Below are 24,491 nucleotides of genomic sequence, written 5' to 3' on the forward strand. Positions count from 1 at the left end.
AAGATGAATATAGACAACGCCTAGCCAATATCGACTTGGGCTCACGGGAGACTGTTGCGTCAGAATTTGAGAAGGCAAAAAGTTTTTGGTTGAAATTCCCAGTCAAATATATGCACAGCCTAAAAAATTCTGACTGCGCCGGAGAATATATTTATGAATCCAAAAATGTTCGAGACTCGTATCGCGTACGCGGAGCTGAGGATTGTCGTTTCGTGCAGAATTTAATTCTTGGCCCATCTAAGGATTGTTACGATCATCTTGGTTGGGGCGACGGAGCCGAACTCGTGTACTATTGTCAACAGGTTGGAAGTGGCGCCTATAATGTGCGTTTTTGCAACTCCTGCTTTCTTCAATGTCGCGACATGCAATACTCGATAGCCTGCATTTCATCGAACAATCTATTTGGCTGTATTAGCTTGCGCAAAAAAGAATACTGTATTCTTAATAAGCAATATTCTAAAGAAGAATATGAAGCCCTGATGCCGAAAATTATAGAGCATATGAACGCGATGCCATATGTAGACGCACAAGGACGAACGTATAAATATGGCGATTTCTTCCCTTTAGACATGGCACCTTGTGCATACAACGAGACGCTTGCCCAGGAATTTTTTCCGATAACTAAAGAAGCGGCTGAAGCCATGGGTTCTAGGTGGGCCGATACAACTAGTCGAGAGTATAAAATTACAGTACCAGCGAAAGACATGCCCGATAATATTAAGGACGTGTCTGACGCAATTTTACAGGAAACGATCGGCTGTGAGCATGCTGGAAATTGTCTCGATGGTTGTTCGGTGGCTTTCAGAATTATTCCAAAGGAACTCGAATTTTATCGCTCAGTAGGTATACCCCTCCCCAGAATGTGCTTCCGTTGCCGACACATGTCCCGTGTCGCACTCCGCAACCAACCCGGCCTCTACGAACGCACCTGCGCCAAGTGCGGTAAACCCATAAGCACGCCATACGCTCCAGACCGGCCGGAGATTGTGTATTGCGAAACATGTTACCAACAGGAGGTTGTATAAAATAGCTATTTTTGAATAAATTTCAGTCTTTCCATCACAAATAATTATGGAACCGCTTGTGTCAGACACGGAGAATATTGAACCGACATATGAAAAAAATATTGGTTCTCGACTTATTTCTGTTTTAATGAACGAAGAGTTGGCACCTTATTGCCTTAACACGTATATTAATTCATTTTCGGGAATGGGAGTGGATAATCCTGAACAGCATGCACAGAAAACGAACGAGTTGCTTTCGCAGGACAAGCCACTGCGTGAGCGAGAACGGGAAATCTGGGAATATTTGAAGACGCTTTCGGTGCATTATACACCTTTTGAGTCATATGTTGCCGGGCTCGTAAACGAACGACGAGACATTATGTTCAAGCAGGTTGCTCCGAACTTACTCATCGAAGGAAAAACTTTGGATTTCGGTGCTGGCAATGGAGAGTTTATGAGACAGGTCCATGCGAGCTTCCCAAAACTGGACATTGAAGGATGGGATGTTGTAAGCGATGATTCAAAGGGCCAGGTGCAGGTATACGACGGTAAAGTCGTACCTCGTGATGATAAATTTTATGATCAGGCATATGCGACCACTGTCCTTCATCATACGGCAGACCCATTTGCCGGTGCAGAAGAAATGGCACGGCTTACAAAAGAACGCCTTATTCTGATCGAGACAATTCCCGGTGAGCACACCGGCGATCGCAAAAAAGACTGGGACATTACCTTTGTTGCCGATTACTTTTGGCGTTTGATCCACCGAAGCACCGAACCGGTACCCGGCTCATATTTAACAGCAGAAGAATGGCAAAAATTGTTTACAGAAAGATTGGGGTTCAAGCTAAAACACTTTGAAAACCTAGGCCAAGACCAGAAAACAATCACCGTGAAGCACATACTTGCCGTGTTTGAACGAACCAGGGTTGTATAAGGAAGAGAGCTCTGGTATAGTTTACCCATGAAAGCAAAAGCTCCTAGTACGAAAAAGTATTTGACCGAGAAAAAGTTCGGTATTTTTCAGAGTACTTTTGATAAGGCCATGACGGGGATTGCGAAATCTTTCGCCGGAATTCATCAACTTCTTGCAGAACACGGCAGAATGCATGCAAGCCATACAAAATCCTTTGAGTTAATAATGACCGAACTGAAAACAATTCACACAGATAACCAACATTTCAAGCAAACTATGTCGGCCATGCAGCGCGATTTAACTGGGCATGATAGACAGCTCGACAATCATGAAATCCGCATAGAGAAACTGGAGGTACATGCATAGAACTCCAGAAAAAAATATTCTTGTATTTTATCACGCCAATTGCCCGGATGGGTTTGGCGCCGCTTGGTCGGCTTGGAAGTCGCTTGGCGACACAGCAGAATATATTCCTTATCAGCATGGGCGCACGCAACTGCCGGATGTAACGAGTAAAGAGGTTTATACGCTTGATATGACCTTACCCGAGCCGGTATTTAGTGATGTGTTGATTAAAGCTAAATCACTAACGAGCATTGATCATCACATTACAAATCAAGATCATATTGGCCGATCAACGAAATTCGTTTTTAACGTGAATCATTCCGGCGCATCACTTTCTTGGATCTACTTTCATCCAGAGTTGCCGGTGCCTAAACTTATTCAATATGTAGAGGATAACGACTTATGGCTTCATAAGTTACCTTTTGCTCAGGAGATTCCATCAGCGACATGGCTTTTAGACTATAACTTCGATGAGTGGAGCGATTATGCAGACCTACTTGATGATTCAGTAGGATTTGAGAAATCTACAGAACAGGGGACACTCTTGCTTAAAGCATTCTTGAAGCAAGCAGGCGAGCTGGCCGAGGAGCACTATTTTATAGAACTCGAAGGGATGAAAATCCCGGTTGCGAACTGCCCGGGCCATGTCTCCGACGTTGGTCATATGCTCTATACCAAGTATCCGCCGATGGCACTCATGTGGTCACGCAAGAAGAACGCAATAGTTGTGTCATTACGCTCCGACGGCAACAAAGACGTCTCGGAACTTGCTGTTAAATACGGCGGGGGCGGTCACAAAGCGGCTGCGGGGTTTACGATACTTCTGGATACCGTAGATATGCCGGAAAATAAGCTAAAAAAAGACTTGTTGGCCAAACTTCTTTCCCCTTCGCAAAAGTAGCTATTCTCTGCTATTATTAGCCATACATAACAATATTGTATGGAAAGAACATATATCAAGGATCTTGGCCAACAAATTGGCCAGGAAGTGCTAATTAAAGGCTGGGTTAACGGGCGACGCGATCAAGGCAAGTTGGTCTTCTTCGACTTTCGCGATATGAGCGGACTTGTACAGGGAGTAGTGCTTCCTAAAAGCTCGGCGATGGATACGGCTAAGGACATCCGAAATGAATTTGTGGTAAAGGTAGAGGGGGTTGTAAATAAAAGGGCGGAAAGAAATATTCAAGCCGGACGCAAAAATGGCGACATAGAAATTGAGGTAAAGAAGATTGAGGTCCTGGCTGCGGCAGAGGCTTTGCCATTCGACATGTCATTCGAGAGTTTTAATTTCGATTTAACGACACAGCTTGATCACCGCGCCTTAATGCTCCGCCACCCGCGCTTACAAGCGATATTCAAAGTGCAAAGCGTCATCATAGATTCCTTCCGGGAATACATGAAGAGTCAGAACTTCTTTGAGTTCCAAGCTCCGTCTATCACTCCGGCCACTGCGGAAGGGGGCGCGGAGGTCTTTCAGGTTAATTATTTCGACAAGAAGGCATACCTTTCTCAATCTCCGCAACTGTATAAGCAGATTGTGATGACAGCTTTCGAGAGGGTCTTTTCGGTAAATAAAATCTTTCGCGCAGAGCCGAGTGCTACCACCAGACATCTGACCGAGATTGTTTCTCTTGATGCCGAGATGGCATTCATCGACTCTTGGCTTGACGTAAGAGATATGTCAGAATCAACCGTGCGCTATATTCTCAAGGAGGTGAGTACCCGATGCGCAGATGAGTTGGCCATCCTTGGTGCCGAAATTCCAACCATGATTGACAAAACACCCACCCTGTCACTTACGGAGGTGCAAGAGAAAATATTTAAGGCCAGTGGCCGCGACTGTCGCGGTGATAAAGACCTTAATCCGGAAGATGAGCGGGCAATATGCGAAATTATTAAGGAAGAGACCGGTTCAGATTTCGTCTACGTCTATGGTTATCCGACTCGCCAGAAGCCCTTCTATGTCTACCCTAATCCGGAAAATCCAGAATTTAACGAGGGGATGGACCTTCTCTGTCGCGGCGTGGAGTGGCTCTCCGGCGGACGTCGCATCAACGACTACAAGCAGCTTATGCAGCATGTAAATGAGTGGAACATGGACCCGGAGAAAATTTCTATGTTCCTGGAGGCCTTTCGCTACGGGGTCCCGCCAGAAGGCGGGTTTGCGTTCGGAGCAGAGAGACTTACGATGCAGATATTGGGACTCAAGAATGTCCGAGAGGCCTCAATGTTCCCAAGGGACATGAATCGGATAGATACATTATTAAGCCAGGAGTAATGCCGCAATTCGCCGTCAAAAATGAAAAATTCGAGGGACCGCTCGGGCTTTTGCTTACCTTGATCACCGAACGCAAGATGCATATTTCGGAAGTTTCTTTGGCCGAGATTGCCGACACTTATATTTCTTACGCGTCTAAGCTCGAGGAGTTCCCGATACACGAATCAGCCGAGTTCTTACTCGTCGCCTCGACACTCATGCTTATCAAATCGCGTTCGCTCTTGCCCGGCATAGTCATAACAGACGACGAGCAGAGCGAGATAAAAAATCTTGAGGAGCGCTTGAGGTTATACGCAATATATCAAGAGGCAGGCAAGAAAATTTCTGAAGAGTTCGGGGCTAGAGAATTACTATTACCATATGAACGTAAAGAAACTGTTATATTCGCACCGCCCGCAGACGGTTCGCTATGGCCAACAGGGTTGTCTAGAATAGTCATGAACCTGCTTAATGCCATACCAACTATCGCGCCTATCCCGCAGACGACAATCAAGAAGATAATGTCGCTGGAGGAGGCAATGCAAGGTCTGCTCACGCGCGTCACGCAGGGGATTAAACTGTCGTTTAGAGAAGCTCATGAGGGCAAGCACGGGCCGGAGCATAAGCTAAATATTGTTTTAAGCTTCCTAGCTCTGCTCGAATTAATGAGGAGAGGCAAAATAAGCGTCGAACAGCACAGCACCTTCCATGACATACTTATCCAACCGGAAGAAGTAAGCACACCGATATATGGATAAAAATATAGCGAAATAAAAAAACTAAAATGAACCGAGAAAATAAATCCTGCCAGAATTGTAAACAAAGCTTCGTAATAGAACCGGAGGATTTCGCCTTTTACGAGAAGATAAAAGTTCCTCCGCCCACTTTCTGCCGTGAATGCCGCAGGACGCGTAGACTATTGTGGCGAAACATTCGTACGCTTTATCGCGGCTCTTGTGCGCTTTGCGGACAGGCTACAATATCGATGTACGCACCAGAGAGCCCTTATGTCGTATATTGCCGCACCTGCTGGTATTCCGACAAGTGGGACCCGACGAGCTATGGGCGCGATTACGACTTCTCTCGACCATTCTTCGAACAATTTGGTGAATTACTCCGTGTCGTGCCACGCGTTGCGATACTATATTACGGTAATCCTGTTAACTGCACTGCTTCTAACTCGCTCCTTGATAGCAAGAATTTGTACATGTGTTATTCGGGTATTTTTAGCGAGGACTGTGCATATTCGCAAAATTTAGACCAATCCAGAAGCTCCTTTGATTGTCTCGATGCAAAAGAGCTGGAGCTTTGTTATGAAAATGTCGATGCCACCAAAAATTACAATTCGCACCACCTCGTACATACGCGCAATTGTCTAGAATCATCTTTCCTTTACGATTGCTCAAACTGTCAGAACTGTTTTATGAGCAGTAATTTGCGCAATAAACAGTATGTGTTTCGCAATAAGCAATACAACAAAGCAGACTATGAACTTGCAATCAAGGAATTAAATACCGGCACCATAGCCACTATTGAGGCACTGCGTACTGAATTTAGGCAGATGATCAAGGGAGCATTGCATAAATATGCCGATATAAACAAATCTTCAAATTGCACAGGAGATATGATTGACAGCTCAAACAGCGTTCGCCAGTCGTTCAATGTTTACAACGGCGATAATCTTAAATACTGCGATCGACTATTACCCGGCCATAAAGATTCTTATGATGTTATGGGCGGCAGGGGTTCGGAATTACTGTATGAAGGGATTATTTGCGGGTCAGGATCCAACACTATTCATTTCTTCAATTCTTCCGACCAAGCTCGCGAAACAGATTACACAGACTGGTGCATGGATGTTTCTAATTTATTCGGCTGCGTGTCTTTGAGAAAAAAGAAATATTGCATATTAAACAAGCAATACTCGCAGGGGGAATATATCGCTCTGCATAAAAAAATTATAGAACACACTACCCAGACCGGAGAGTATGGGGAATTCTACCCTAAAGAAATCTCACTTTTTGCATATAATGAGACGTTGGCTCAAGAATACGACCCTCTCACAAAAGTAGAAGCTCTCGCAAAAGGTTTTAGGTGGCGAGACCCCGACACCAAGGATTATAAAGTTACGCTCCCAACGCAAAACCTCCCGGAGTCAATAGATGAGATTGATGACAACATCATTAACGAGACCATTGGTTGCGCGCATGAAGGAAAGTGTAACGACGGGTGTACTACTGCCTTTCGAATAATACCAACAGAACTTTCCTTGTATCGCAATATGCGACTTCCCATACCGCGTTTATGCCCAAACTGTCGACACGTAGAAAGACTTTCGTATCGCAATCCATTCTATCTTTGGCACCGACAATGCATGTGCGATAAAGCTCATTCTCATCATCAAGGTCATTGCTCGAATGAATTTGAAACAACCTACGCCCCTGATCGGCCGGAGATAGTTTATTGTGAACAGTGTTATCAAAATGAAGTTGTCTAATTTAATCAGCTCCGACGCTTTGGTCGGAGCCCCGACTGCAACGTCGGGGCAAGAAGTGGTATAATAGAAGATAATATGGAAGTCAGGATACTTGAATACAAGATTGGATTGGATGAACTCAAATAATAACATGGAGAGAACAGCACTATTCTACATGGCGAATGCGCACCCAGAGATTGGGAGGATGTTGAACTATGCCGAAAAGGGCGAGACGATTGCAGCCGAAGCGGCGCAACAACGCGCCCTTGCTATCGTTGATACGATACTTGCGCGGCACGATATCGCTCCCGCAGGTAGGGAGGAGTGGCGTGCCGTAAAAAGTCTTCTGATGGGTTATACGATCCTTGATGAGTACGCACGCAAGGTATTGCGGAACTTTGCCGAACCGTTTTCTTACAAATTTATGTATGAATACGCACATGGAAAGTAGCGTGATACAACTCGACCGGAAAATAGAGGCTCTGCTTTTTATGAAAGGCGAGCCTATGGGGATTGCGGAGCTTATGAAGCTTTGTTCTGTCGGAGAAGGGGAGCTTGAGATGGCCATTGCAGAACTAATTACGCGACTTGAGGCGGGCGCGACGCGGCTCACACGCACGGAGGATACTGTGGCGCTCACGACCAAGCCGGAGCTTTATGAATTCTTGCAGGAAGTCTTGAAGCTGGAGCGGACAGAGCCTTTGACCAAATCCCAGCTCGAAGTTCTCTCGATAGTCTTGTACGAGCATCCCGTAAGCGCGGCCAAGGTAGAATATGTGCGCGGGGTTAATTCTCGCTACAGAATCCGTGCGCTTATGCTCCGCGGGCTTATCGAGCGCAAAGCAGACGAGAACGACGCTCGAGTTTCTCTCTATGTGCCGACCATCGAGCTCCTCCAACTCCTAGGAATCACGGATGTGACACGATTGCCGGATTATGCTTTAATTAAAGACAAACTTGCCGCTGTGGTACAAGACAAGCATTAGGCATTATCTTTATGAACGCGCCGATTTTAAAGATTTTTATACCGCTTACCATATCATTCCTAACCGGATTGGCGATAACGCCGACTCTAACTACTTTTTTATATAAACACAAATTGTGGAAGAAGAAGGTACGCAGTGTCGGTATCGACGGCAAGGCCACGCCGATCTTCAGCAATCTGCATAAAGATAAAGAGGTTGGCACCCCGCGCATGGGCGGTATCGTGATCTGGGGGAGTACGCTGATAACTACACTTATATTTTTCGGCCTGGCGCAAGTCGATCATAACAGTATTCTCGAACGATTCTCTTTTCTCTCGCGCAATCAAACCTGGCTGCCGTTTATTTCTCTTATCGCCGGCTCTTTAGTTGGTCTGATAGACGACATCTTGCACGTTGCGGAGAACGAGGGTCACGCGGTGGGCGGAGGGGGCCTCTCTTTGGCGAAGCGCCTAGCCGCAGTGCTTGTCATCGGGCTCATCGGCGGCTGGTGGTTCTATGCCAAGCTTGGCAACAGCACCCTCTGGTTCCCATTCGAAGGCCAGATCTACGTCGGATTATGGATGATACCACTGTTTATGCTGGTAATGATTGCAATGTATTCCGGTACTGTTATTGACGGGCTAGACGGCTTGTCCGGCGGAATCTTTACTATCATGTACGCGTCGTATTCTCTCATCGCTTTCTATCAAACGCAATATGACATAGCCGCACTTTGTGCGGTAATCGCCGGCGCAACGCTTGCGTTCCTTTGGTTCAATATCCCGCCCGCCAGATTCTATATGACAGAGACCGGTACGCTTGGCCTAACTATTACCTTGGCAGTTATTGCCTTTCTTACAGACACCGTTCCGGTTCTTGTCTTTATTGGTTTTCCCCTGCTCGCGGAATCAGGTTCAGACATCATTCAACTATTGTCAAAAAAATTCAGAGGCGGTAAGAAAGTTTTTCTTGTCGCACCGATACATCATCACTTCGAGGCGCTTGGCTGGCCGTCGTATAAAGTGACAATGCGCTTCTGGATAGTGGGTATCATCACATCTATCATGGGTATTGTTGTAGCGATAGCGGGCAAATAGAGCAGATTATGATAGAACGCTTTACTGTAAAGATGCTTAGAGGATCGGCAGAGCAATTGAAATTCAAGTGTATTGTTGAGCCTAAGTTCGGCCATGTCGGTTATATAGAAAATAATACCGGCGAGAGATTCTTTTTTAAGTTATCAGCTCTGGATATAAATCCACTGGGCGCTTCGAAGATTGCGACTGATAAAGATTATACGCAATTCCTGCTGGAGAAATTCGGTTATCCTGTGATATCCACAGAAACATTCTTCTCTGACGAATGGTGCAGAATAAATAATACCCAGAATAATTTAACTGCCGCACTGGAATACGCAGAAAAGGTTGGTTATCCGCGCATAGTTAAACCCAACAGCAAGGGCCAGGGTAGGGGAGTGGCCAAAGTATATTCCGACGAAGAGCTCAAATTGGCACTTATTAATATTTTCGCAATAGATAATATCGCGCTTATACAGCCTTGCGTTCCGGGTACTGATTATCGCGTTGTAGTGTATAAAGATAAAGTTGTAGCGGCATATTCTCGCACGCCACTTATTATATTCGGCGACGGAATAAAAAGCATACGAGAGCTCTTGCCTGCATATGACATACCACTGCCAACAATCGTATCGAGGATAAAGCGCGAGTATAATTTGACATTGGATTCTATCCCAAAAAATGGCGAGAGATTACAGCTTCTGGATAATGCCAACCTCTCGACCGGAGGCCAAGCCAGAGACATGACAGATACTATATGCGATAACGCGAAAGAGTTAGCCATAAAAGCGGTAAAAGATCTGGGGCTCAATCTGGCGGGCGTTGATATTTTAACCACAGACGATATCGAGAAGAGCATGGTAGAATATGTAATTGTAGAGGTTAATTCGATGCCGGGCATGGAACATTATTCGGCACTAGGTCCGGACCAGCTTGAGCGTACTCGCAGATTATACATAGATATAGTGCAAGATTATTTTAGCCATGATTAGTAATGAATAGAACAAAAAGAGTAGATGTGATACTAGCCACACTTACCGTGCTATTGGTCACGATCGGCTTTCTGGTATTCGCCTCCGCTTCTATGGGTTTGCTATCCAGGGGTGGAGCCAATTATTCCTTGGTATTAATGAAACAGGGTGCTATTGCGCTCGCCGGTATTGTTTTGCTATTTTTCCTCGCTACGAAGATCCATTATAAATTCTTTCAGCATTATGCCACGGGGATTTTTTTCTTAACCCTTATACTCACTATTCTAGTTTTCATTCCGCACATAGGTTTCAGCACCAAGGGAGGTACGCGCTGGATAGATCTCGGTTTCGGCACTATTCAGCCATCGGAATTTCTAAAGCTCGGCACGGTACTCTTTTTGGCTGCTTATTATGCGAAGATAAAGACTCACGTGACTTCGTTCACAAAAGGCTTTCTCCCGTTTCTTATTACTGTCGCAGTTGTCGGCGCGATAATACTTAAACAGCCGGACACGGGGACATTCCTGGTGGTCGTTTGCGGTGCTACTGCCGTTTTTCTGGCTGCAGGCGGGCGCTGGTTGCATTTAGCTATTTTCGCATTGGCGGGAATAATTCTTGCTGCCGGTCTTGCTACCGTATACCCGCATGTGCAGGACCGTATTAATACTTTTTTGAATTCAAAACAGGGGACTCTGGATACTTCGTACCATTTGCGTCAATCGCTCATAGCCATAGGTTCGGGGCAGATAATTGGCCGAGGCTTCGGCCAGAGCGTGCAAAAATTCAAATATCTCCCGGAACCGATAGGTGATTCCATATTTTCTGTATTTTCCGAGGACTTCGGCTTTATCGGCTCATCTGTTCTAATTCTATTGTTCATGTTCTATTCCTTGCGGGGGCTTCGTATCTCCGACAGGGTGCCCGATCAGTTCGGTAGACTTCTTGGTATAGGAATTGTTATACTGATAGTGTCACAGTCGTATATAAACATAACGGCTTTGACCGGTATTATCCCGCTTACCGGAGTCCCGCTTGTCTTTATAAGTCAGGGCGGTACGGCTCTGTTAATGGCGTTCATTGAAGCGGGGATATTATTGCAAATTTCTAGACATACTCAATAGTTATGAAAATATTATTTACCGGAGGGGGAACGGGTGGACACTTTTATCCTATTATCGCTGTGGCGCAGGAACTTGCACGGCTATCGGAGGAAGAAAAATTCGTAGCACCTCAACTCTACTTCATGTCGAACGGCCCGTACAACAAACGAGCGTTATTCGACAACAGTATCGCCTACATTTTCGCGCCGGCTGGTAATCAAAGAATATATTTTTCACCAAAGAATATCTGGAATCTAATAAAAACATTTTTTGGTATTTTGGGCGCCATCTGGAAAATATATCTCCTGTATCCGGATGTAATCTTCAGCAAGGGCGGGTACAGCAGTATCCCGGCGCTCGTAGCGGCGCGGGTATTCGGAATCCCGGTTGTTATCCACGAATCAGACAGTGTCCCTGGGCGTGTTAATCTCTGGGCGGGCAAATTCGCCGTCAAGATTGCCGTATCGTACCCTGAGGCAGCCAAGTTCTTTCCACCGGACAAGACCGCGGTCACCGGCAACCCAATTCGTAGAGATTTCTTCTCTCCGGCATATTCCGGAGCGCATGAGTTCTTCGGCTTCGATCCGGCATTGCCGGTGATCTATGTGACGGGTGGCTCAAGCGGGTCTGCAAAAATGAACGACACGCTTGTCGACACACTTCCACAGCTAATAGAGCATGCCCAAGTCATCATACAGACAGGCAAAGACTCTTACGAAGATATCTTGAAGAGAGTGACCTATATACTTGAAAAGACGGGTAAACAGTCTCGCTGTAGGGTTTATGACTACGTAAATACATCGGCCTTGCGCATGATCGGCGGGAGTGCCGCAATAGTTATCTCACGAGCCGGATCTACGATCTTCGAGATTGCCGCATGGGGCATACCGAGCATAATCATCCCGGGCGATGAGAGTGTCTTTCATAACGACCATCAACGCAAGAACGCTTACGCTTACGCGCGCACCGGTGCATGTGTTGTCATAGAGGACAAGAATCTGCGTCCGAATATATTATATTCGGAAATTGAACGTATTTTGCAAAGTCAGGAGGTGCAAAAAAATATGCGTGAGGCGGCCAAAGCATTCGCGGACGATAAGAGCGCGCAACGTATAGCGCGAGAACTCTTAACGATTGCTTTGTCACATGAAATATAAGTTTGTAATTATATATTTTTTGCTAATTCTGGCGCTGACTCCGCTAGCCTCAACTGTTGCGCAAACTGCCGATCTACAGAGTAAAATAGACGACAAAACCGCCCAACTTAAAAAGCTAGATTCAGAAATAAAGGCGGCAAGCTCCTTGGCTGCCAACGCCGGCAAAGAGGCAACCACGCTGAAGAAAACGCTTGCTGGCCTAGACGCGTCGCGTAAGGCACTCGAACAGCAGATAACCACTGCGAAAAAACAGATCGGTGCAACACAGGGTACGATTAAAAATTTGAATGTTTCGATACAGGCAACAACCAAACAGCTAGAATTACGCAGAAACATGGTGGGGGAGACTGTGCGCATATTGGCCGAGACAGAATCAGCATCTCCAGTAGCCGTCTTCCTTGGTTATGATTCTATGGGTGCTTATTGGGCTTATGAGCAAGGCGTAGAACAAATACAAAAGAATCTCACCGCCCGTATCATAGAGGCCAAACAGACTAAAGAATCCCTTGACCAGAACAAGACAATACAGGAGAGGGAGAAGGCGCGCTTAACCGATTATTCCGAACAAGTTCAGGATAAGAAGAAGATTGCCGAAGCGACAAGCCAGGAAAAAAAGGCTTTGCTCGACGTGACGAAATCAAAAGAGGCCACTTATCAGAAGCTTCTGCTGGAGAAGAAGAAGGAACGCGAGGCCGTAGAAGCCGAATTACTTGATTACGAAGCGAGGCTTTCATTCACCCTCGACCCAAGTTCTATACCCAAGGCAGGTACGAAGGTATTTAAGTGGCCAACACAAGGCGGAGTTATAACCCAACTTTTTGGCAATACTGCGTTCTCTAGGACTACTACAGCCTATAACGGTAAGGGTCACAATGGCATCGATATAGGAGTGCCAATAGGTACACCGGTTTACGCCGCCGCAGACGCAGTGGTGCGCGGTTTCGGCAATACAGACTTAAACTGCAAGGGAGCCTCCTATGGCAAATGGATACTATTAGATCATGCCATGAATATGAGTACTCTCTATGGTCACATGTCGCTTATCTCCGTTACCGAGGGACAACTCATTAAAGCTGGGGACAGAATAGGCTACAGCGGCAATACCGGATACTCAACCGGTCCTCACATTCACTTCTCATTGTTTGCTAAGGCGAGTGTCAATATAAGCAAGCTCCAGAGTCGAGTGAGGAGCTGTGGTGCATATACCCTGCCCGTAGCGTCCTTTAGCGGCTATCTGAATCCAACTTCATATTTGCAGATGCTGTAGTTTACGATATAATAATATTATGCCTAAAAAATTTTATACAAAAAGGGGAGTGTCTACACTTGGAATCATCGTAATCATCTGCGCTGTTATAGCGCTTCTTGTGTTCTTTAAGACAACCACATTCGACGAGGTTAAACAGCTTGGTATTGATGTCGGGCAAGGAGCCGTCGCCGTTCTCAAGGCAATCTGGTATCAGGTCATTATGCCGATCGTAAACTTTCTTCTGACAATTTTCTCGAGAGTCGTCCATAAGTAGGAGAGTGATGATCAGCGTATCCTTGTTAGAATTTATAGGCTGGCTAGCATTCGCAATAATCCTTGGAGGGGCCATTACCATCTGGGCAATGGATAAGATAGGATAGCCCCCTAGCCGCCATGACCTTTTCCGACACACCGTGTCGCAAAAGATATATTCTACGACATGTATAGTATTATACAATACCGCTCCCCTCTAATAAATAAGCCTACTGGAGGCCTTTGCAATTTGCGGCCGGTGTGTACCCCTTTGCTCGTGCCTCAGCCACTGAAGCAAAATATATTTTATTTGCGGTACTGATCCGGTTAGCACCTCCGCACCATGGATAGTAATACTTGGTACCCCCTTTCGAGGCCACAAGAGTGCCTCCTGTCCCCTGCTTGGGTTCAGAAGGTCCAGACGCTTGGCTTCCGGGTTCCGTTTTGAGAAGCCGAGCGTCTTGAGCCGGTACGGGTTCGCTTATTGTTACGGCCGGCCTTTGTTTGTTTAGATTAGCAATAAGCCCTAGCTCGAATGAACCTACAGCCACGAAAATAACCAAAACAGCCAGAAACAGGCGTGAATCCAGGAAGTGTCGCACGGTGGACAGAAATCGGTCTAGGCGTCCTGTATTGCCCTCCTCGTCGAACTTGATTATTTCCCCCGAATCTGGTATCATAATACCCATTATATCACACCAATATGGCACATAAAAAAGCAGCCGGTTCAACAAAAAATCTACGCGACTCAAACCCAAAGTATCTTGGCGTTAAGATTGGCGACGGTCAGACGGCTAAGGTTGGCAATATAATCGTCCGCCAGCGCGGAACTCGCGTCTTGCCGGGTAAGAACGTCTTAATGGGTACAGACCATACCCTTTTCGCCTCTAAGGACGGCAAGGTCAAGTTCGGCACGAAGCGCAAGACCCACTTCGATGGCACAATCAATCGCCTCCCTATCGTCAGCGTAGAATAGCCTTATAGCGCAGTTATAACCACTCGAACATGAGTGGTTTTTTCGCCCGCCTTAAGCTCTACTTGATGCTCGCCAATATGCTTGAGCGGCTTCTCGAGGACAACGAATTCTGCCGGAACAAGAATGCTGTGCTTTGCAAGCTCTGTAACTATCTCGTCTTTATGTATGCCGGCAAATAAACTGCCGGTCTCTGTTGCTCTGGATTTGAACGTTAGCGTCAAGCCTTCTATTATTTTGAACTTGGTGAGGAGTAGCTCTTCTGCTTTCTTTTTATCAAGATGACCTTCTTCGACTTTCTTTTTGGCCCAGGCCTCCTTAGCCGGTGTAGCGACTTCTGCCAGTCCGTTCTTTACGAGATAATTCCTGCCATAACCGTCAGACACATTCTTGATCTCGAATCTCCTGCCGACATCTTTTATATCTTTAAGTAAAACAACCTTCATATATTTATTATTTCCAGAGGGAATTATCTTTTAATACTGCGAGGGCCTTATCGAACTGCGGATCAATCTTCTTGTCTACATTATCTTTTGTAATCGTCACAGGATAGTCCGGTGTGAGTCCGGAGTCGGAGATTGATCGGCCCTTTGGGGTAAACCATCTGGCGATGGTTATTTTAGCTTCCGTATCGGTCGTTATTGGAATAAGTTCTTGCACAGAACCTTTACCGAAACTACGCTCGCCAATCAATTTCGCCACTCCCTCGTCCTGCAAAGCTCCTGCGAGAATTTCTGAAGCCGAAGCCGAACCTCTATCTATTAATATCGCTATCCGTGGAACACTCTTTAGTTGAGAAACGGTACCGCGACTTTTGTGCTCCTTGGTTATTGCATTCGCTTCGGACCCCGAACGTTCGCTTACAACAACCCTCCCTGCAGGCACGAACCAGCTCGCGATATCTACGGCAGAATCAAGATAACCGCCTGGGTTCCCGCGCAGATCCAGGAGGAGTTTATCAGACCCGGAATCGACGAATTTCTGGAGCGCTTGACGGAATAGGTCTGATGCCTGCGCGGAAAAATTATATAGTCTGATAACAAATATTCCGTCGGGGCGTATACCCTCATGACCTTCCGCATTACCGATTATGCTCGAGTTCCCTTCTATGCTTATAGTCGGAATAACTATGGTGTCGCGAGTAATTGTAATATCTCTTTGAGGTTCTCCGTTGCGGCCAATCGTAATCTTCACTTTCGTTCCCTTCTCTCCCCTGATTTGTTGCACTGCGACATCAACAGGCAAATCGGCGGCGGATTTATCGTCGATTTTTACAATTCGATCGCCGGACTTGATCCCCGCTCGAAATGCGGGCGTATCCTTAAGCGGAGCTACGACGGTCAGAGCTCCATCACGAATGCCGATCTCCATACCGACTCCGCTAAAGCTGCCATTAACTTCGTCCTGGAATAACTTAGCTTCTTCCGGCGGGAAGAACACGGTATAAGGGTCCCCCAGAGACTTGAACATTCCCTCGATAGCGCCATAAACTCGATCTTGACTCGTAATTTTTTTTGCATCAGTGCCGGTGGCCATATTACCGAGCCCTTGATGTGTTGCGACATAATGGTCGTCAATAGCCTTCCATGCCTGCCAGAAGGGGGCGAAGTCGACATCCTGTGGTTGATCCTGATTTTTATTGAGAACGCCCAGAACTTTATCCGTAAGCGGTTTGTTAGAATACCCGACATATGCGCCGGCCATGAATGACGCTCCTAAAAGGAGTATGACTGCGCCTATTAATGTTACTTTCTTACCATAAGGTGTCATTTATACAGTATCTCATGTAGACGGGAAAATTTCAACGCGTTATACTATTCTAATGATTACCAGCTATGACATGCACGGTACCACCTGGGTAGACCTCGAGAAGCCGTCCAAGGATGAATTGTTCGGGCTTAAAGAAGCTTACAATATCCACCCCATTGTATTGAACGAACTCAGTGAACCGTCTCTGCGCACAAAAGTTGATCTATATCCGAATTACGCCTATATGATCTTCCGCTTCCCTTCTCTCTTGAGTAATGGGGATATCCACGACACGGAGGAGCATGAAGTTGACTTCATCGTCGGCAAGAATTTTTTGATAACGGCGCATTATGAATCGATAGAGCCGATTTACACAATGGGCAAATATCTGGAGACCGGCGCAATGCTAAACAAAGACAGGCAAATCGAACATGCCGGCTTTTTATTCTACGCAATAATGAAGCGCCTTTATCAAGCATCAGAAGATGACTTAATACACCTGCGCCATCATATTAAAGACACCGAGGAAGCAATTTTCGCCGGCAATGAACAGAAGATGGTGGAGGAAATTTCCAAGTTAAATAGAGTACTTATCAACTTCTGGTGGTGTACGCGAACGCACGATCAATTACTTTCTTCATTCGAAATCGTCGCCAGGAATTTCTGGGGAGAGTCTTTCCACTACTATCTTCATTCGTTATCCGGGGAGTTTTCTAAAATAGACAAAATGATAGATGGTTATAAAGAAGTCGTCATCGGCCTGCGCGACACGAACGACTCACTTCTGACGACAAAAACTAATCAGACGATGAAGGTGCTCTCGATGGCGGCGGCCACTATCCTACCCATATCGGCGATAGCATCGATATTCGGGATGAATGTCCAGCATATGCCGTTCGTCGAACTTAAGTACGGGTTCTGGGCAGTCATTCTGCTTATGGTTTTGCTTTCTGTCGCCGGTATGGCATACTTCAGGTTCAAGAAATGGATATAGTTTTTACCAATACCCTATCTAGGCAAAAAGAGATTTTTAAGCCCATTCGTGAGAACGAGGCGGGTGTTTATTACTGCGGGCCGACGGTTTACTGGACGCAACATATCGGCAATCTGCGAGGCGCAACCTGCGCGGATTTGATTGTGCGCGTTCTTAGATATAACAATTACAATCTTAATTTCGTTCGTAATTATACCGACGTCGGACATTTAACAGGAGACAATATTGGCGATGCCGACACTGGCGAAGACCGCATGGAGAAAGCGGCGAGACGCGAGGACAAGTCACCCGACGAGATCGCTAGAACATACATAGAAAGATATGAACAAGATACTAAAGAGCTCGATTTATTGGAGCCGACTCATAAACCGCGTGCAACAGAACATGTTCAGGAGATGATAGAAATAGTAAGGACTTTACTGAAAAAAGGCTTCGCCTACGAGACTGATCTAGCGGTCTATTTCGATGTTTCCAAAGCTCATGACTATACTCGCCTATCCGGTCAGGATTTAGATATGAACAGGCCTGGCGCCGGCACGGGTGATACGGAAGATCCAAACAAGAAACATCCCTTCGACTTCGCTATATGGTTCTTCGCCGCGGGCGCGCATGCAAACGCTCTGCAAACTTGGCCATCCCCCTTTCATTCAGTTTTGGTCAAGGACGGTACAGGTTTCCCCGGCTGGCACATAGAATGTTCGGCTATGAGTAAAAAGTACCTCGGCCCGACATTCGACATCCACATCGGCGGGATAGAACATATACCGGTGCACCACACCAACGAAATCGCCCAGAGCGAATCGGCGAACGGAGTGCGCTATGTTAACTATTGGCTTCACAATGAGCACCTTCTGGTCGATAACAAGAAGATGGCTAAGACAGAAGGTACTGCATATAGTTTGAATGAGGTTATAGAAAAAGGCTTTTCTCCCCTCTCGCTCCGATATCTATTCTTGACCGCGCACTATCGTTCTTCGCAAAATTTTACTTGGGAGGCGCTCGGGCAGGCGGAGACAGCGTATAAAAAACTTCTGGGTTTTATCGAAGAACACAGATCAGACGAGCTGGGATCTATTATAGAATCATATGAACAATCATTTCACACTGCGATCAATGACGATGTAAACATCCCGAAGGCGCTGGCGGTAATGTGGACAATGATTCGAGACCAGAAGCAGAAATCTGGAGATATAGTCGCTACTTTATATCAATTTGACAAAGCATTAGGGTTAAGACTTGCTTATACACAGGAAGATATGCCCGAAATTTCGCAGGAGCTTGCCGATTTACTAGCCCAGCGTAACACTGCGAGGGAAAATAAGGATTGGATTAAGGCCGACGAACTGCGCAATAAAATAGAGTCACAAGGATACATAATTAAAGACACTGACAAGGGGTCAAAGTTGATTAAACGGTGATATACTGATTGCCTTATGTCAGAGCGCGGGCAATTTATAAAAAAGGTCAGACTTCCTCCTCAAAACAATGAGGCTGAACAGGCGCTCCTTGGTTCTATTATGCTTAGTCCCTCGATACTCGAGGAGATAATGACGATAGTAACACCGCGATCCTTTTATTCAGAGAAGCATCGAGTCGTTTACGATGTGTGCGTAGAACTATTCCAGAAAGGCAGTCCCGTCGACCTCCTCTCTGTCTCAACTCGCCTAACAGAGCGGCAACTAATCGATCGCGTCGGAGGCGCCTCATTCCTGACCGAGTTGGTTAACGTTGTACCGTCCGCTTCCAATGCGGAATATTATGCCAAAATAGTTCAGAAAAAATCCACACTGCGCGAACTTATCGACACCGCCGATTATATTTCTTCACTAGGATATAATGAAGAAGAGGACTTGGATATTGTACTGGATAAAGCCGAGAAAAAAATATTTGAAATCGCGAACCTATCGCCTAAACAGAAATTCGTTAGCATCAAGTCAACACTTTCTGAAGCATGGGATAGAATAGAAAAATTGCACGAACATACAGGAGAATTACGCGGAACGCCTACCGGCTTCCCCGAACTTGATAGTAAACTTGCGGGACTCCAAAACTCGGACCTGATCATTCTCGCGGCACGACCCTCGATGGGTAAAACCTCCCTAGCAATGGATATCGCCCGCCAGGCGGCAACTAAGCATAATATCACGGTCGGCATCTTCTCTCTCGAAATGAGCTCTCAACAGCTTGTAGACCGTATGCTTGCGGCGGAATCGTACGTAGATTCTTGGCATTTGCGTACCGGTAAATTATCCCGAGATGAAGATTTCGCCAAAATCCGTGACGCACTTGATAAACTATCGCGTGCGCCGATATTCATCGATGACGCACCGGATTCGAGTATAATTAATATGCGGGCAACCGCACGCCGGCTCAAGGCAGAGCACAATCTGGGGCTTATAGTCGTTGATTACCTCCAGCTTATGGCGACAAGCAAAAGCTATGATTCATTAGTACAACAGGTAACCGAAATCTCGCGCTCGTTAAAGGGCCTCGCCCGTGAATTGAATGTTCCCGTGCTTGCACTTTCCCAGCTCTCGCGCGCCGTTGAGGCGCGCGGCGGAGAACCGCGCCTGTCCGACCTCCGCGACTCCGGCTCTATCGAGCAGGACGCGGACGTCGTAATGTTCATCCATCGCGAGGATAAGTATGATAAAGAGTCAACGCGCCCGAATGTCGCCAAGATTATCATCGCCAAGCACCGTAACGGCCCGACCGGCGAGGCCGAGCTCTACTTCGACGAGAAGCGCGTTAGCTTCGTCAGTATCGACAAGTCAGGTAACGCCGGCGGCGATGGCTTTGGGGGGTTTTAATTTTAGAAAGAACTCACACGAATTTACATGGTCTGGTTGAGTGACGAGGAGATCCGAGGACCTGAAAATTTGTTTGCGGGTTTGAGAAACAACAATGTCAGAATCAGTACAAAAACTTACCGAGTTATTTAGCAAGTTTCCGGGTATCGGCCCGAGACAAGCTCGGCGCTTTGTCTATCACCTGCTTGAAGAGACAGAGTCTTCACGAGGTTTTCTCGCTCAAAAAATCCTGTCGCTAAAAAGCGAGATGATGCGGTGTTCAAAATGTAAAAGATTCTTTAGCGTCGGTGATGCTCCTCATCAGAATCTTTGCCCGTTATGCGCAGACACGGCTCGCGACAGTTCCCTACTCATGGTCGTAGCCCGCGATGTAGACCTCGAAAGTGTCGAGAAAACAAAACAATATAGCGGTAACTATTTCGTTCTGGGTGGCCAGCTTAAAATCTTAGACAAAAATCCTGAATCCAGAATCAGAATCATTGAGCTCGAGGCACTACTGCACAAGTCTCCCGATATAAAAGAAATAATAATAGCAATGAACGCCAATACCGAAGGCGATTATACTGCCGACTATGTGCGCCAAAAGCTGACGGAGTCCTTCCCCACCCGCGATCTCAAGATTACCGTCCTAGGCCGCGGTCTTTCGACAGGCACGGAATTAGAATATTCTGATTCTGAAACGATTACCTACGCACTTAAAAACCGCTTCTAGCGGCTCTTAAGTTTCTTTATTTTATCGAAGTGATTTTGACTTTGGTGTACGGTTGGCGATGGCCGTTTTTCTTCTTGTACCTTGACTTGGCCATATACTTCATGACGATAACCTTGTCGGCTCTCCCCTGTTCGACAATCTCTGCCTCTACAGTCTTGCCCGCTACCGTCGGCGTGCCGAGCGTTGATTTGTCGTCTTCTGATACCAAAAGCACTTCAGCGAAGCTGATTTTATCTCCCGCATTGCCCTCAAGCTTCTCAACGCGGAAACTAGAGCCTTCAGTAGCGATATATTGCTTGCCCCCTGTCTTGATAATAGCCAATTTCATAGAAATACTATTATACACGATTTTACGAATTTCGCAATGACCCTACAGGGAATCGAACCCTGATTACCGCCTTGAGAAGGCGATGTCCTAACCGTTAGACGATAGGGCCGAAAAAGGAATTAGACCCTATTTAACCATTCTTTTTCTTGTCTGACAAGCAGTTTTTCGGCTTCTTCGGGAAAGGCCATTATTTCTTTCACCACCCTCTCCATGCGGACGCCTTGCGAGCCTTTTACCAGTATCAGATCACCTGATTTTATTATCGGCTCTATATACTTCCCCGCTTCTTCGGCAGTGTCGAATGACTGAATCTTATCGGGATCTAGACCCGCCTCGCGAGCGCCGTCGGCGATGAATTTGGCGCGCTGGCCGGCCGTCACAAGCAGGTCACAGATCTTGGCAACTTTCCTACCTATCTTCTCGTGTGCTTGAACAGTATGTTCACCAAGCTCGAGCATGTCGCCAATGACAGCAATCTTTTTGCCTGCAACCTTAAGCTCGTTCAAACTATCCAGCGCCTTCTCGGTAGCCAATGGCGAAGCATTATAGGTATCGTCCAGAATTATAGTATCTTTCTCCCCTTCTATAAGGCGCAGACGGCCGGGTGCCTTTTCGTAGTCCTGCAGAGCCTCAAGCATGGTTACCAGATTAATTTTAAGCGTGTGGCCGACGGCGACAGCGGCTAGCGCGGCATAAATATGGTGCTTACCGAAGATACCTTTGATGCGCACGGGTACGCTCTTGCCATCCATATCGAGCTTGAAGCTGATGCCTTCTGGGAATTCTTTGCCGTTGTTGGTTTCGTACAGTATTCTGTCGTTGGATGCACGAATATCGGCTTCTTCTTCGAAGCCATAAGTGACGGTTTTATGAGAATGCGTGCCTTCCGCCGTGACCCCCATTGCGAACACGAGCGGATCATCTGTATTTAGGACCAGTGTCCCGGTTGCTATCAGGCCGTTCTTAATTTGGGATTTCTCCTTGGCCAGAGCTTCCTTTGTTTTAAAAAATTCGATATGCACCGGCACTTCGCCCACGCTTGTCACGACGGCAATGTCGAGTGGCAGCCAGCTGGCTAGAGACTTAATGTCACCGGGCCTATCGGCACCAAGCTCGAGGATAAGCCACTCGGGATATTCGTGCGGGAAAATTATAATGACCAAGCCATAAGCCAAATTATAAAGCCAGCTAAAGAGGTTGCCCCAGCCTGAATCAAGACCGAGAATAGTGAGGGGAACGCCAAACTCGCTATTTAGACTCTTTTTGCTTTTACGTACTCTATAGGCAGTCGCTAGCACCGCGTGTATCGCGTCTTTAGTGGAAGTCTTGCCAACGTTACCCGTAACACCGACAATGCGCGGTTTGTATTTCACCAATACTAGCTCCGCCTCTTTGCGCAGAATACTTAAGATAATTTTCTTGATGATACTTTTGAACATATTTGACTGTTATCTGTCCGGTGGAATATTGTAATAGTTTATCAAAAACTTTGTAAGACTCATAAACGGGTCGGTCAAGGTGGCGGAAGCATACTGCGCCCCCTTGGGGTAGGTATGGAACAGGAATATCAGGAATCTGGGATTGTATGCCGGGAAGTAGCCAAAGAACGAGTGGAGGTATCTGTCATCATAATACTCTTTTGTAGCCGGATTGACCATCTGCGCCGTGCCGGTCTTGGCCGCGATACTGTAGTGTTCCATCTTGGCTTTGCCGTTTACGAGAGCTTTGTCGACTACGGTTACGAGCATTTTGGTAATTGCAGTTGAGGTTTCGGGCTTCAGTATTTGTACACCCTGACTAAAGTCTGTCTTATCTACTATGCCCAGACGATATTCTATTCTGTCCAATATGTGCGGTGCAACGAACCTGCCGCCATTCGCAAGCGAGGCGAGCGCAGTGGCCATCTGGATTGGTGTGACAGCTATCCCCTGCCCGAAGGCCGCTGTGGCATAATTAACATCTCGATTACTTGAGAGATTAGCAATCAGGCCGCTCGCTTCATTCGGCAATTCTATACCGGTCTTCTCGCCAAATCCATAACCTTTCATATACTTCGCAAAAGTGGCGTTGCCTGTTTTCTGCTCCACGAAGACCATGCCGACGTTCAATGATTGATTCAAAACTTCCTGCATATATATCCGACCTCGCGCCTTGCCGTCGTAATTGCTTATCTTCTTTTTATCGAGAATAATTGAGCCGGTGTCGGTGTACATCGTGTCGGGAGTAAGCACGCCGGAATCAATCGCCGCAGCCATTGCAAGAGGCTTCATTGTCGAACCCATCTCATACATATTTTCGACATTCGGATTCTGGAAGGCGCGCGGATCTTTGACCGCATTGAACTCGTTAGGGTCATAATCTGGATATCCAGCCATGGCAACGATCTTGCCAGTCATTGGGTCAAGAATTATTCCTCCTATCTGATCGGCATGCCACGTTTTTTCCGTCGTAGCGAGTGTATCTTCCAGTTGCCTCTCTACTGTCGGTTCAACCGTCGTTACAATATCACCGTCTAGCTGATTCCCGCCAGCAGACATCGCGGAACTTAGATTAGAGAATACTTCGGCGAAAAAATTCACATATAAGCCACCTGCGTGCCGAACAAGAATGTCGTCGAAGTAGGATTCGAGCCCGGCTCTACCGGATACCGTATCCCCCGTATCCTTCGATAATCCGACAAACCCAAGGAAGCCAGAACCGAGCCTCCCCCCGGGATAGTAGCGCTTTTTTTCCGTATAAATAGTAACACCCTTTATCTTTAGTGCCGAAATGTTGTCGGCATTCTTCTGGTCTATATTTTTTTCGATTACTTCGTAGGTATCGTCCTTTTTTGTCGCGCGGGCAAGAAATGTCTGTTCGTCCGTCGTCAGATTGCTCTTGAGCCTAGTGTAGACTTCCACGGCATTCATTAATAGTGCCGGATTCACCGCAACGAAGTAGGTGTCCTTGAGTGTCGCCGCCGATACTCGCCCCCCGGTCTTTTCTTTAAAGTAAATATTCCCGCGTGAAAATTCGGCGGTTTCCGAATGAGCATATTGACGATTGGCAACCTCCGCGAATTCAGCGCCGTTCAATACTTGAATATACGCAAGTCTGGCGACACATACTGCCGCAACCACAACGACAATTAGTGAGAGGAGTCGTACACGCATAACAA

General features: G+C 46.6%; 26 protein-coding genes and 1 tRNA gene. 20 read left to right on the plus strand and 7 right to left on the minus strand.

What is annotated here, in order from left to right; all coding sequences use genetic code 11:
* The 15 genes from WC764_03855 to WC764_03925 form a co-directional block, all read left to right on the plus strand.
* The coding region (locus WC764_03855; GenBank protein ID MFA6006827.1) for a hypothetical protein at window positions 1-1,025 on the plus strand (1,025 nt) is incomplete at its 5' end.
* Between the two features lie 46 nt (window positions 1,026-1,071).
* Window positions 1,072-1,941: a methyltransferase domain-containing protein gene (locus WC764_03860; GenBank protein MFA6006828.1), complete on the plus strand. Its 870-nt coding sequence runs from the start codon at window positions 1,072-1,074 to the stop codon at window positions 1,939-1,941.
* Window positions 1,942-1,968: 27 nt separating this feature from the next.
* The gene (locus WC764_03865; GenBank protein MFA6006829.1) at window positions 1,969-2,286 is read left to right on the plus strand and encodes a hypothetical protein; all 318 of its coding nucleotides are present in this window, start codon (window positions 1,969-1,971) and stop codon (window positions 2,284-2,286) included.
* A complete protein-coding gene (locus WC764_03870) occupies window positions 2,279-3,166 on the plus strand; it encodes a DHHA1 domain-containing protein (GenBank protein MFA6006830.1) in 888 nt (295 codons plus the stop codon). Before WC764_03865 ends, WC764_03870 begins: the two co-directional genes overlap by 8 nt.
* A gap of 39 nt (window positions 3,167-3,205) precedes the next feature.
* Window positions 3,206-4,543 (plus strand): aspartate--tRNA(Asn) ligase, encoded by a 1,338-nt coding sequence (aspS, locus tag WC764_03875; protein ID MFA6006831.1) that lies wholly within the window; start codon window positions 3,206-3,208, stop codon window positions 4,541-4,543.
* Entirely contained in the window at window positions 4,543-5,280 is a 738-nt protein-coding gene (locus WC764_03880; protein ID MFA6006832.1) for a ScpA family protein, read from the plus strand. The genes aspS and WC764_03880 overlap by 1 nt, the downstream gene beginning before the upstream one ends.
* A gap of 26 nt (window positions 5,281-5,306) precedes the next feature.
* Window positions 5,307-7,019 (plus strand): hypothetical protein, encoded by a 1,713-nt coding sequence (locus WC764_03885; protein MFA6006833.1) that lies wholly within the window; start codon window positions 5,307-5,309, stop codon window positions 7,017-7,019.
* A gap of 112 nt (window positions 7,020-7,131) precedes the next feature.
* Window positions 7,132-7,449, plus strand: coding sequence for a hypothetical protein (locus WC764_03890; GenBank protein ID MFA6006834.1), 318 nt, complete (start codon window positions 7,132-7,134; stop codon window positions 7,447-7,449).
* Window positions 7,427-7,984 carry an SMC-Scp complex subunit ScpB gene (locus WC764_03895; protein MFA6006835.1) on the plus strand — a complete coding sequence of 186 codons (558 nt, stop codon included), beginning with the start codon at window positions 7,427-7,429 and terminating at the stop codon, window positions 7,982-7,984. The genes WC764_03890 and WC764_03895 overlap by 23 nt, the downstream gene beginning before the upstream one ends.
* 11 nt (window positions 7,985-7,995) lie before the next feature.
* Window positions 7,996-9,060 carry a hypothetical protein gene (locus tag WC764_03900; protein ID MFA6006836.1) on the plus strand — a complete coding sequence of 355 codons (1,065 nt, stop codon included), beginning with the start codon at window positions 7,996-7,998 and terminating at the stop codon, window positions 9,058-9,060.
* A gap of 8 nt (window positions 9,061-9,068) precedes the next feature.
* Window positions 9,069-10,031 (plus strand): hypothetical protein, encoded by a 963-nt coding sequence (locus tag WC764_03905; GenBank protein MFA6006837.1) that lies wholly within the window; start codon window positions 9,069-9,071, stop codon window positions 10,029-10,031.
* 2 nt (window positions 10,032-10,033) lie between these two features.
* Window positions 10,034-11,131: a putative peptidoglycan glycosyltransferase FtsW gene (locus WC764_03910; protein ID MFA6006838.1), complete on the plus strand. Its 1,098-nt coding sequence runs from the start codon at window positions 10,034-10,036 to the stop codon at window positions 11,129-11,131.
* Window positions 11,132-11,133: 2 nt separating this feature from the next.
* Window positions 11,134-12,267 carry a UDP-N-acetylglucosamine--N-acetylmuramyl-(pentapeptide) pyrophosphoryl-undecaprenol N-acetylglucosamine transferase gene (locus WC764_03915; protein MFA6006839.1) on the plus strand — a complete coding sequence of 378 codons (1,134 nt, stop codon included), beginning with the start codon at window positions 11,134-11,136 and terminating at the stop codon, window positions 12,265-12,267.
* Window positions 12,257-13,534, plus strand: a complete 1,278-nt coding sequence (locus WC764_03920; protein ID MFA6006840.1) for a peptidoglycan DD-metalloendopeptidase family protein — start codon at window positions 12,257-12,259, stop codon at window positions 13,532-13,534. Before WC764_03915 ends, WC764_03920 begins: the two co-directional genes overlap by 11 nt.
* A 19-nt stretch (window positions 13,535-13,553) precedes the next feature.
* On the plus strand, window positions 13,554-13,790 hold the full coding sequence (locus WC764_03925) for a hypothetical protein (GenBank protein ID MFA6006841.1): 237 nt from the start codon (window positions 13,554-13,556) through the stop codon (window positions 13,788-13,790).
* 208 nt (window positions 13,791-13,998) lie between these two features.
* On the opposite strand, the gene WC764_03930 is transcribed toward WC764_03925, so the two are convergent.
* A complete protein-coding gene (locus WC764_03930; GenBank protein MFA6006842.1) occupies window positions 13,999-14,448 on the minus strand; it encodes a hypothetical protein in 450 nt (149 codons plus the stop codon).
* 23 nt (window positions 14,449-14,471) lie between these two features.
* On the opposite strand from WC764_03930, the gene rpmA reads away from it, so the two are divergent.
* Window positions 14,472-14,744 carry a 50S ribosomal protein L27 gene (gene rpmA / locus WC764_03935; protein MFA6006843.1) on the plus strand — a complete coding sequence of 91 codons (273 nt, stop codon included), beginning with the start codon at window positions 14,472-14,474 and terminating at the stop codon, window positions 14,742-14,744.
* Window positions 14,745-14,746: 2 nt separating this feature from the next.
* On the opposite strand, the gene rplI is transcribed toward rpmA, so the two are convergent.
* Window positions 14,747-15,187 (minus strand): 50S ribosomal protein L9, encoded by a 441-nt coding sequence (rplI, locus tag WC764_03940; GenBank protein MFA6006844.1) that lies wholly within the window; start codon window positions 15,185-15,187, stop codon window positions 14,747-14,749.
* A 7-nt stretch (window positions 15,188-15,194) separates the two neighbouring features.
* The gene (locus WC764_03945; protein ID MFA6006845.1) at window positions 15,195-16,511 is read right to left on the minus strand and encodes a S41 family peptidase; all 1,317 of its coding nucleotides are present in this window, start codon (window positions 16,509-16,511) and stop codon (window positions 15,195-15,197) included.
* Window positions 16,512-16,563: 52 nt separating this feature from the next.
* Here WC764_03945 and WC764_03950 point away from each other — a divergent pair, with 52 nt between their 5' ends.
* The 4 genes from WC764_03950 (at window position 16,564) to WC764_03965 (ending at window position 21,006) form a co-directional block, all read left to right on the plus strand.
* The gene (locus tag WC764_03950; protein ID MFA6006846.1) at window positions 16,564-17,484 is read left to right on the plus strand and encodes a magnesium transporter CorA family protein; all 921 of its coding nucleotides are present in this window, start codon (window positions 16,564-16,566) and stop codon (window positions 17,482-17,484) included.
* A complete protein-coding gene (cysS, locus tag WC764_03955; protein MFA6006847.1) occupies window positions 17,475-18,902 on the plus strand; it encodes a cysteine--tRNA ligase in 1,428 nt (475 codons plus the stop codon). Before WC764_03950 ends, cysS begins: the two co-directional genes overlap by 10 nt.
* A 15-nt stretch (window positions 18,903-18,917) precedes the next feature.
* The gene (dnaB, locus tag WC764_03960; protein MFA6006848.1) at window positions 18,918-20,294 is read left to right on the plus strand and encodes a replicative DNA helicase; all 1,377 of its coding nucleotides are present in this window, start codon (window positions 18,918-18,920) and stop codon (window positions 20,292-20,294) included.
* A gap of 94 nt (window positions 20,295-20,388) precedes the next feature.
* Window positions 20,389-21,006 (plus strand): toprim domain-containing protein, encoded by a 618-nt coding sequence (locus tag WC764_03965; GenBank protein MFA6006849.1) that lies wholly within the window; start codon window positions 20,389-20,391, stop codon window positions 21,004-21,006.
* Window positions 21,007-21,022: 16 nt separating this feature from the next.
* Here the strand turns inward: WC764_03965 and rplU are convergent, their stop codons facing one another.
* The 4 genes from rplU to WC764_03985 all read right to left on the minus strand — a co-directional run bounded on the left by rplU (window position 21,023) and on the right by WC764_03985 (window position 24,486).
* A complete protein-coding gene (gene rplU, locus WC764_03970; GenBank protein MFA6006850.1) occupies window positions 21,023-21,334 on the minus strand; it encodes a 50S ribosomal protein L21 in 312 nt (103 codons plus the stop codon).
* Window positions 21,335-21,371: 37 nt separating this feature from the next.
* Window positions 21,372-21,443: transfer RNA gene (locus tag WC764_03975), tRNA-Glu, on the minus strand.
* Window positions 21,444-21,453: 10 nt separating this feature from the next.
* Complete coding sequence (gene murF / locus WC764_03980) at window positions 21,454-22,773, minus strand: UDP-N-acetylmuramoyl-tripeptide--D-alanyl-D-alanine ligase (GenBank protein MFA6006851.1); 1,320 nt, start codon at window positions 22,771-22,773, stop codon at window positions 21,454-21,456.
* 9 nt (window positions 22,774-22,782) lie between these two features.
* Window positions 22,783-24,486, minus strand: a complete 1,704-nt coding sequence (locus WC764_03985) for a penicillin-binding protein 2 (protein ID MFA6006852.1) — start codon at window positions 24,484-24,486, stop codon at window positions 22,783-22,785.
* Between the last annotated feature and the right edge of the window lie 5 nt (window positions 24,487-24,491).

The sequence above is a fragment of the Candidatus Paceibacterota bacterium genome, assembly GCA_041660505.1.
Classification (GTDB): Bacteria; Patescibacteriota; Minisyncoccia; order Phycocordibacterales; family JACRKE01; genus JBAZWG01.

Coding starts and splice junctions, on each gene's coding strand:
- WC764_03895 (MFA6006835.1), top strand. CDS start 7,427: ATGAATACGCACATGGAAAGTAGCGTGATACAACTCGACCGGAAAATA.
- rpmA (MFA6006843.1), top strand. CDS start 14,472: ATGGCACATAAAAAAGCAGCCGGTTCAACAAAAAATCTACGCGACTCA.
- WC764_03880 (MFA6006832.1), top strand. CDS start 4,543: ATGCCGCAATTCGCCGTCAAAAATGAAAAATTCGAGGGACCGCTCGGG.
- WC764_03910 (MFA6006838.1), top strand. CDS start 10,034: ATGAATAGAACAAAAAGAGTAGATGTGATACTAGCCACACTTACCGTG.
- WC764_03905 (MFA6006837.1), top strand. CDS start 9,069: ATGATAGAACGCTTTACTGTAAAGATGCTTAGAGGATCGGCAGAGCAA.
- WC764_03930 (MFA6006842.1), bottom strand. CDS start 14,448: ATGATACCAGATTCGGGGGAAATAATCAAGTTCGACGAGGAGGGCAAT.
- murF (MFA6006851.1), bottom strand. CDS start 22,773: ATGTTCAAAAGTATCATCAAGAAAATTATCTTAAGTATTCTGCGCAAA.
- aspS (MFA6006831.1), top strand. CDS start 3,206: ATGGAAAGAACATATATCAAGGATCTTGGCCAACAAATTGGCCAGGAA.
- cysS (MFA6006847.1), top strand. CDS start 17,475: ATGGATATAGTTTTTACCAATACCCTATCTAGGCAAAAAGAGATTTTT.
- WC764_03915 (MFA6006839.1), top strand. CDS start 11,134: ATGAAAATATTATTTACCGGAGGGGGAACGGGTGGACACTTTTATCCT.
- rplU (MFA6006850.1), bottom strand. CDS start 21,334: ATGAAATTGGCTATTATCAAGACAGGGGGCAAGCAATATATCGCTACT.
- WC764_03890 (MFA6006834.1), top strand. CDS start 7,132: ATGAACTCAAATAATAACATGGAGAGAACAGCACTATTCTACATGGCG.
- WC764_03860 (MFA6006828.1), top strand. CDS start 1,072: ATGGAACCGCTTGTGTCAGACACGGAGAATATTGAACCGACATATGAA.
- dnaB (MFA6006848.1), top strand. CDS start 18,918: ATGTCAGAGCGCGGGCAATTTATAAAAAAGGTCAGACTTCCTCCTCAA.
- WC764_03965 (MFA6006849.1), top strand. CDS start 20,389: ATGTCAGAATCAGTACAAAAACTTACCGAGTTATTTAGCAAGTTTCCG.
- WC764_03885 (MFA6006833.1), top strand. CDS start 5,307: ATGAACCGAGAAAATAAATCCTGCCAGAATTGTAAACAAAGCTTCGTA.
- WC764_03925 (MFA6006841.1), top strand. CDS start 13,554: ATGCCTAAAAAATTTTATACAAAAAGGGGAGTGTCTACACTTGGAATC.
- WC764_03920 (MFA6006840.1), top strand. CDS start 12,257: ATGAAATATAAGTTTGTAATTATATATTTTTTGCTAATTCTGGCGCTG.
- WC764_03945 (MFA6006845.1), bottom strand. CDS start 16,511: ATGACACCTTATGGTAAGAAAGTAACATTAATAGGCGCAGTCATACTC.
- rplI (MFA6006844.1), bottom strand. CDS start 15,187: ATGAAGGTTGTTTTACTTAAAGATATAAAAGATGTCGGCAGGAGATTC.
- WC764_03900 (MFA6006836.1), top strand. CDS start 7,996: ATGAACGCGCCGATTTTAAAGATTTTTATACCGCTTACCATATCATTC.
- WC764_03950 (MFA6006846.1), top strand. CDS start 16,564: ATGATTACCAGCTATGACATGCACGGTACCACCTGGGTAGACCTCGAG.
- WC764_03865 (MFA6006829.1), top strand. CDS start 1,969: ATGAAAGCAAAAGCTCCTAGTACGAAAAAGTATTTGACCGAGAAAAAG.
- WC764_03870 (MFA6006830.1), top strand. CDS start 2,279: ATGCATAGAACTCCAGAAAAAAATATTCTTGTATTTTATCACGCCAAT.
- WC764_03985 (MFA6006852.1), bottom strand. CDS start 24,486: ATGCGTGTACGACTCCTCTCACTAATTGTCGTTGTGGTTGCGGCAGTA.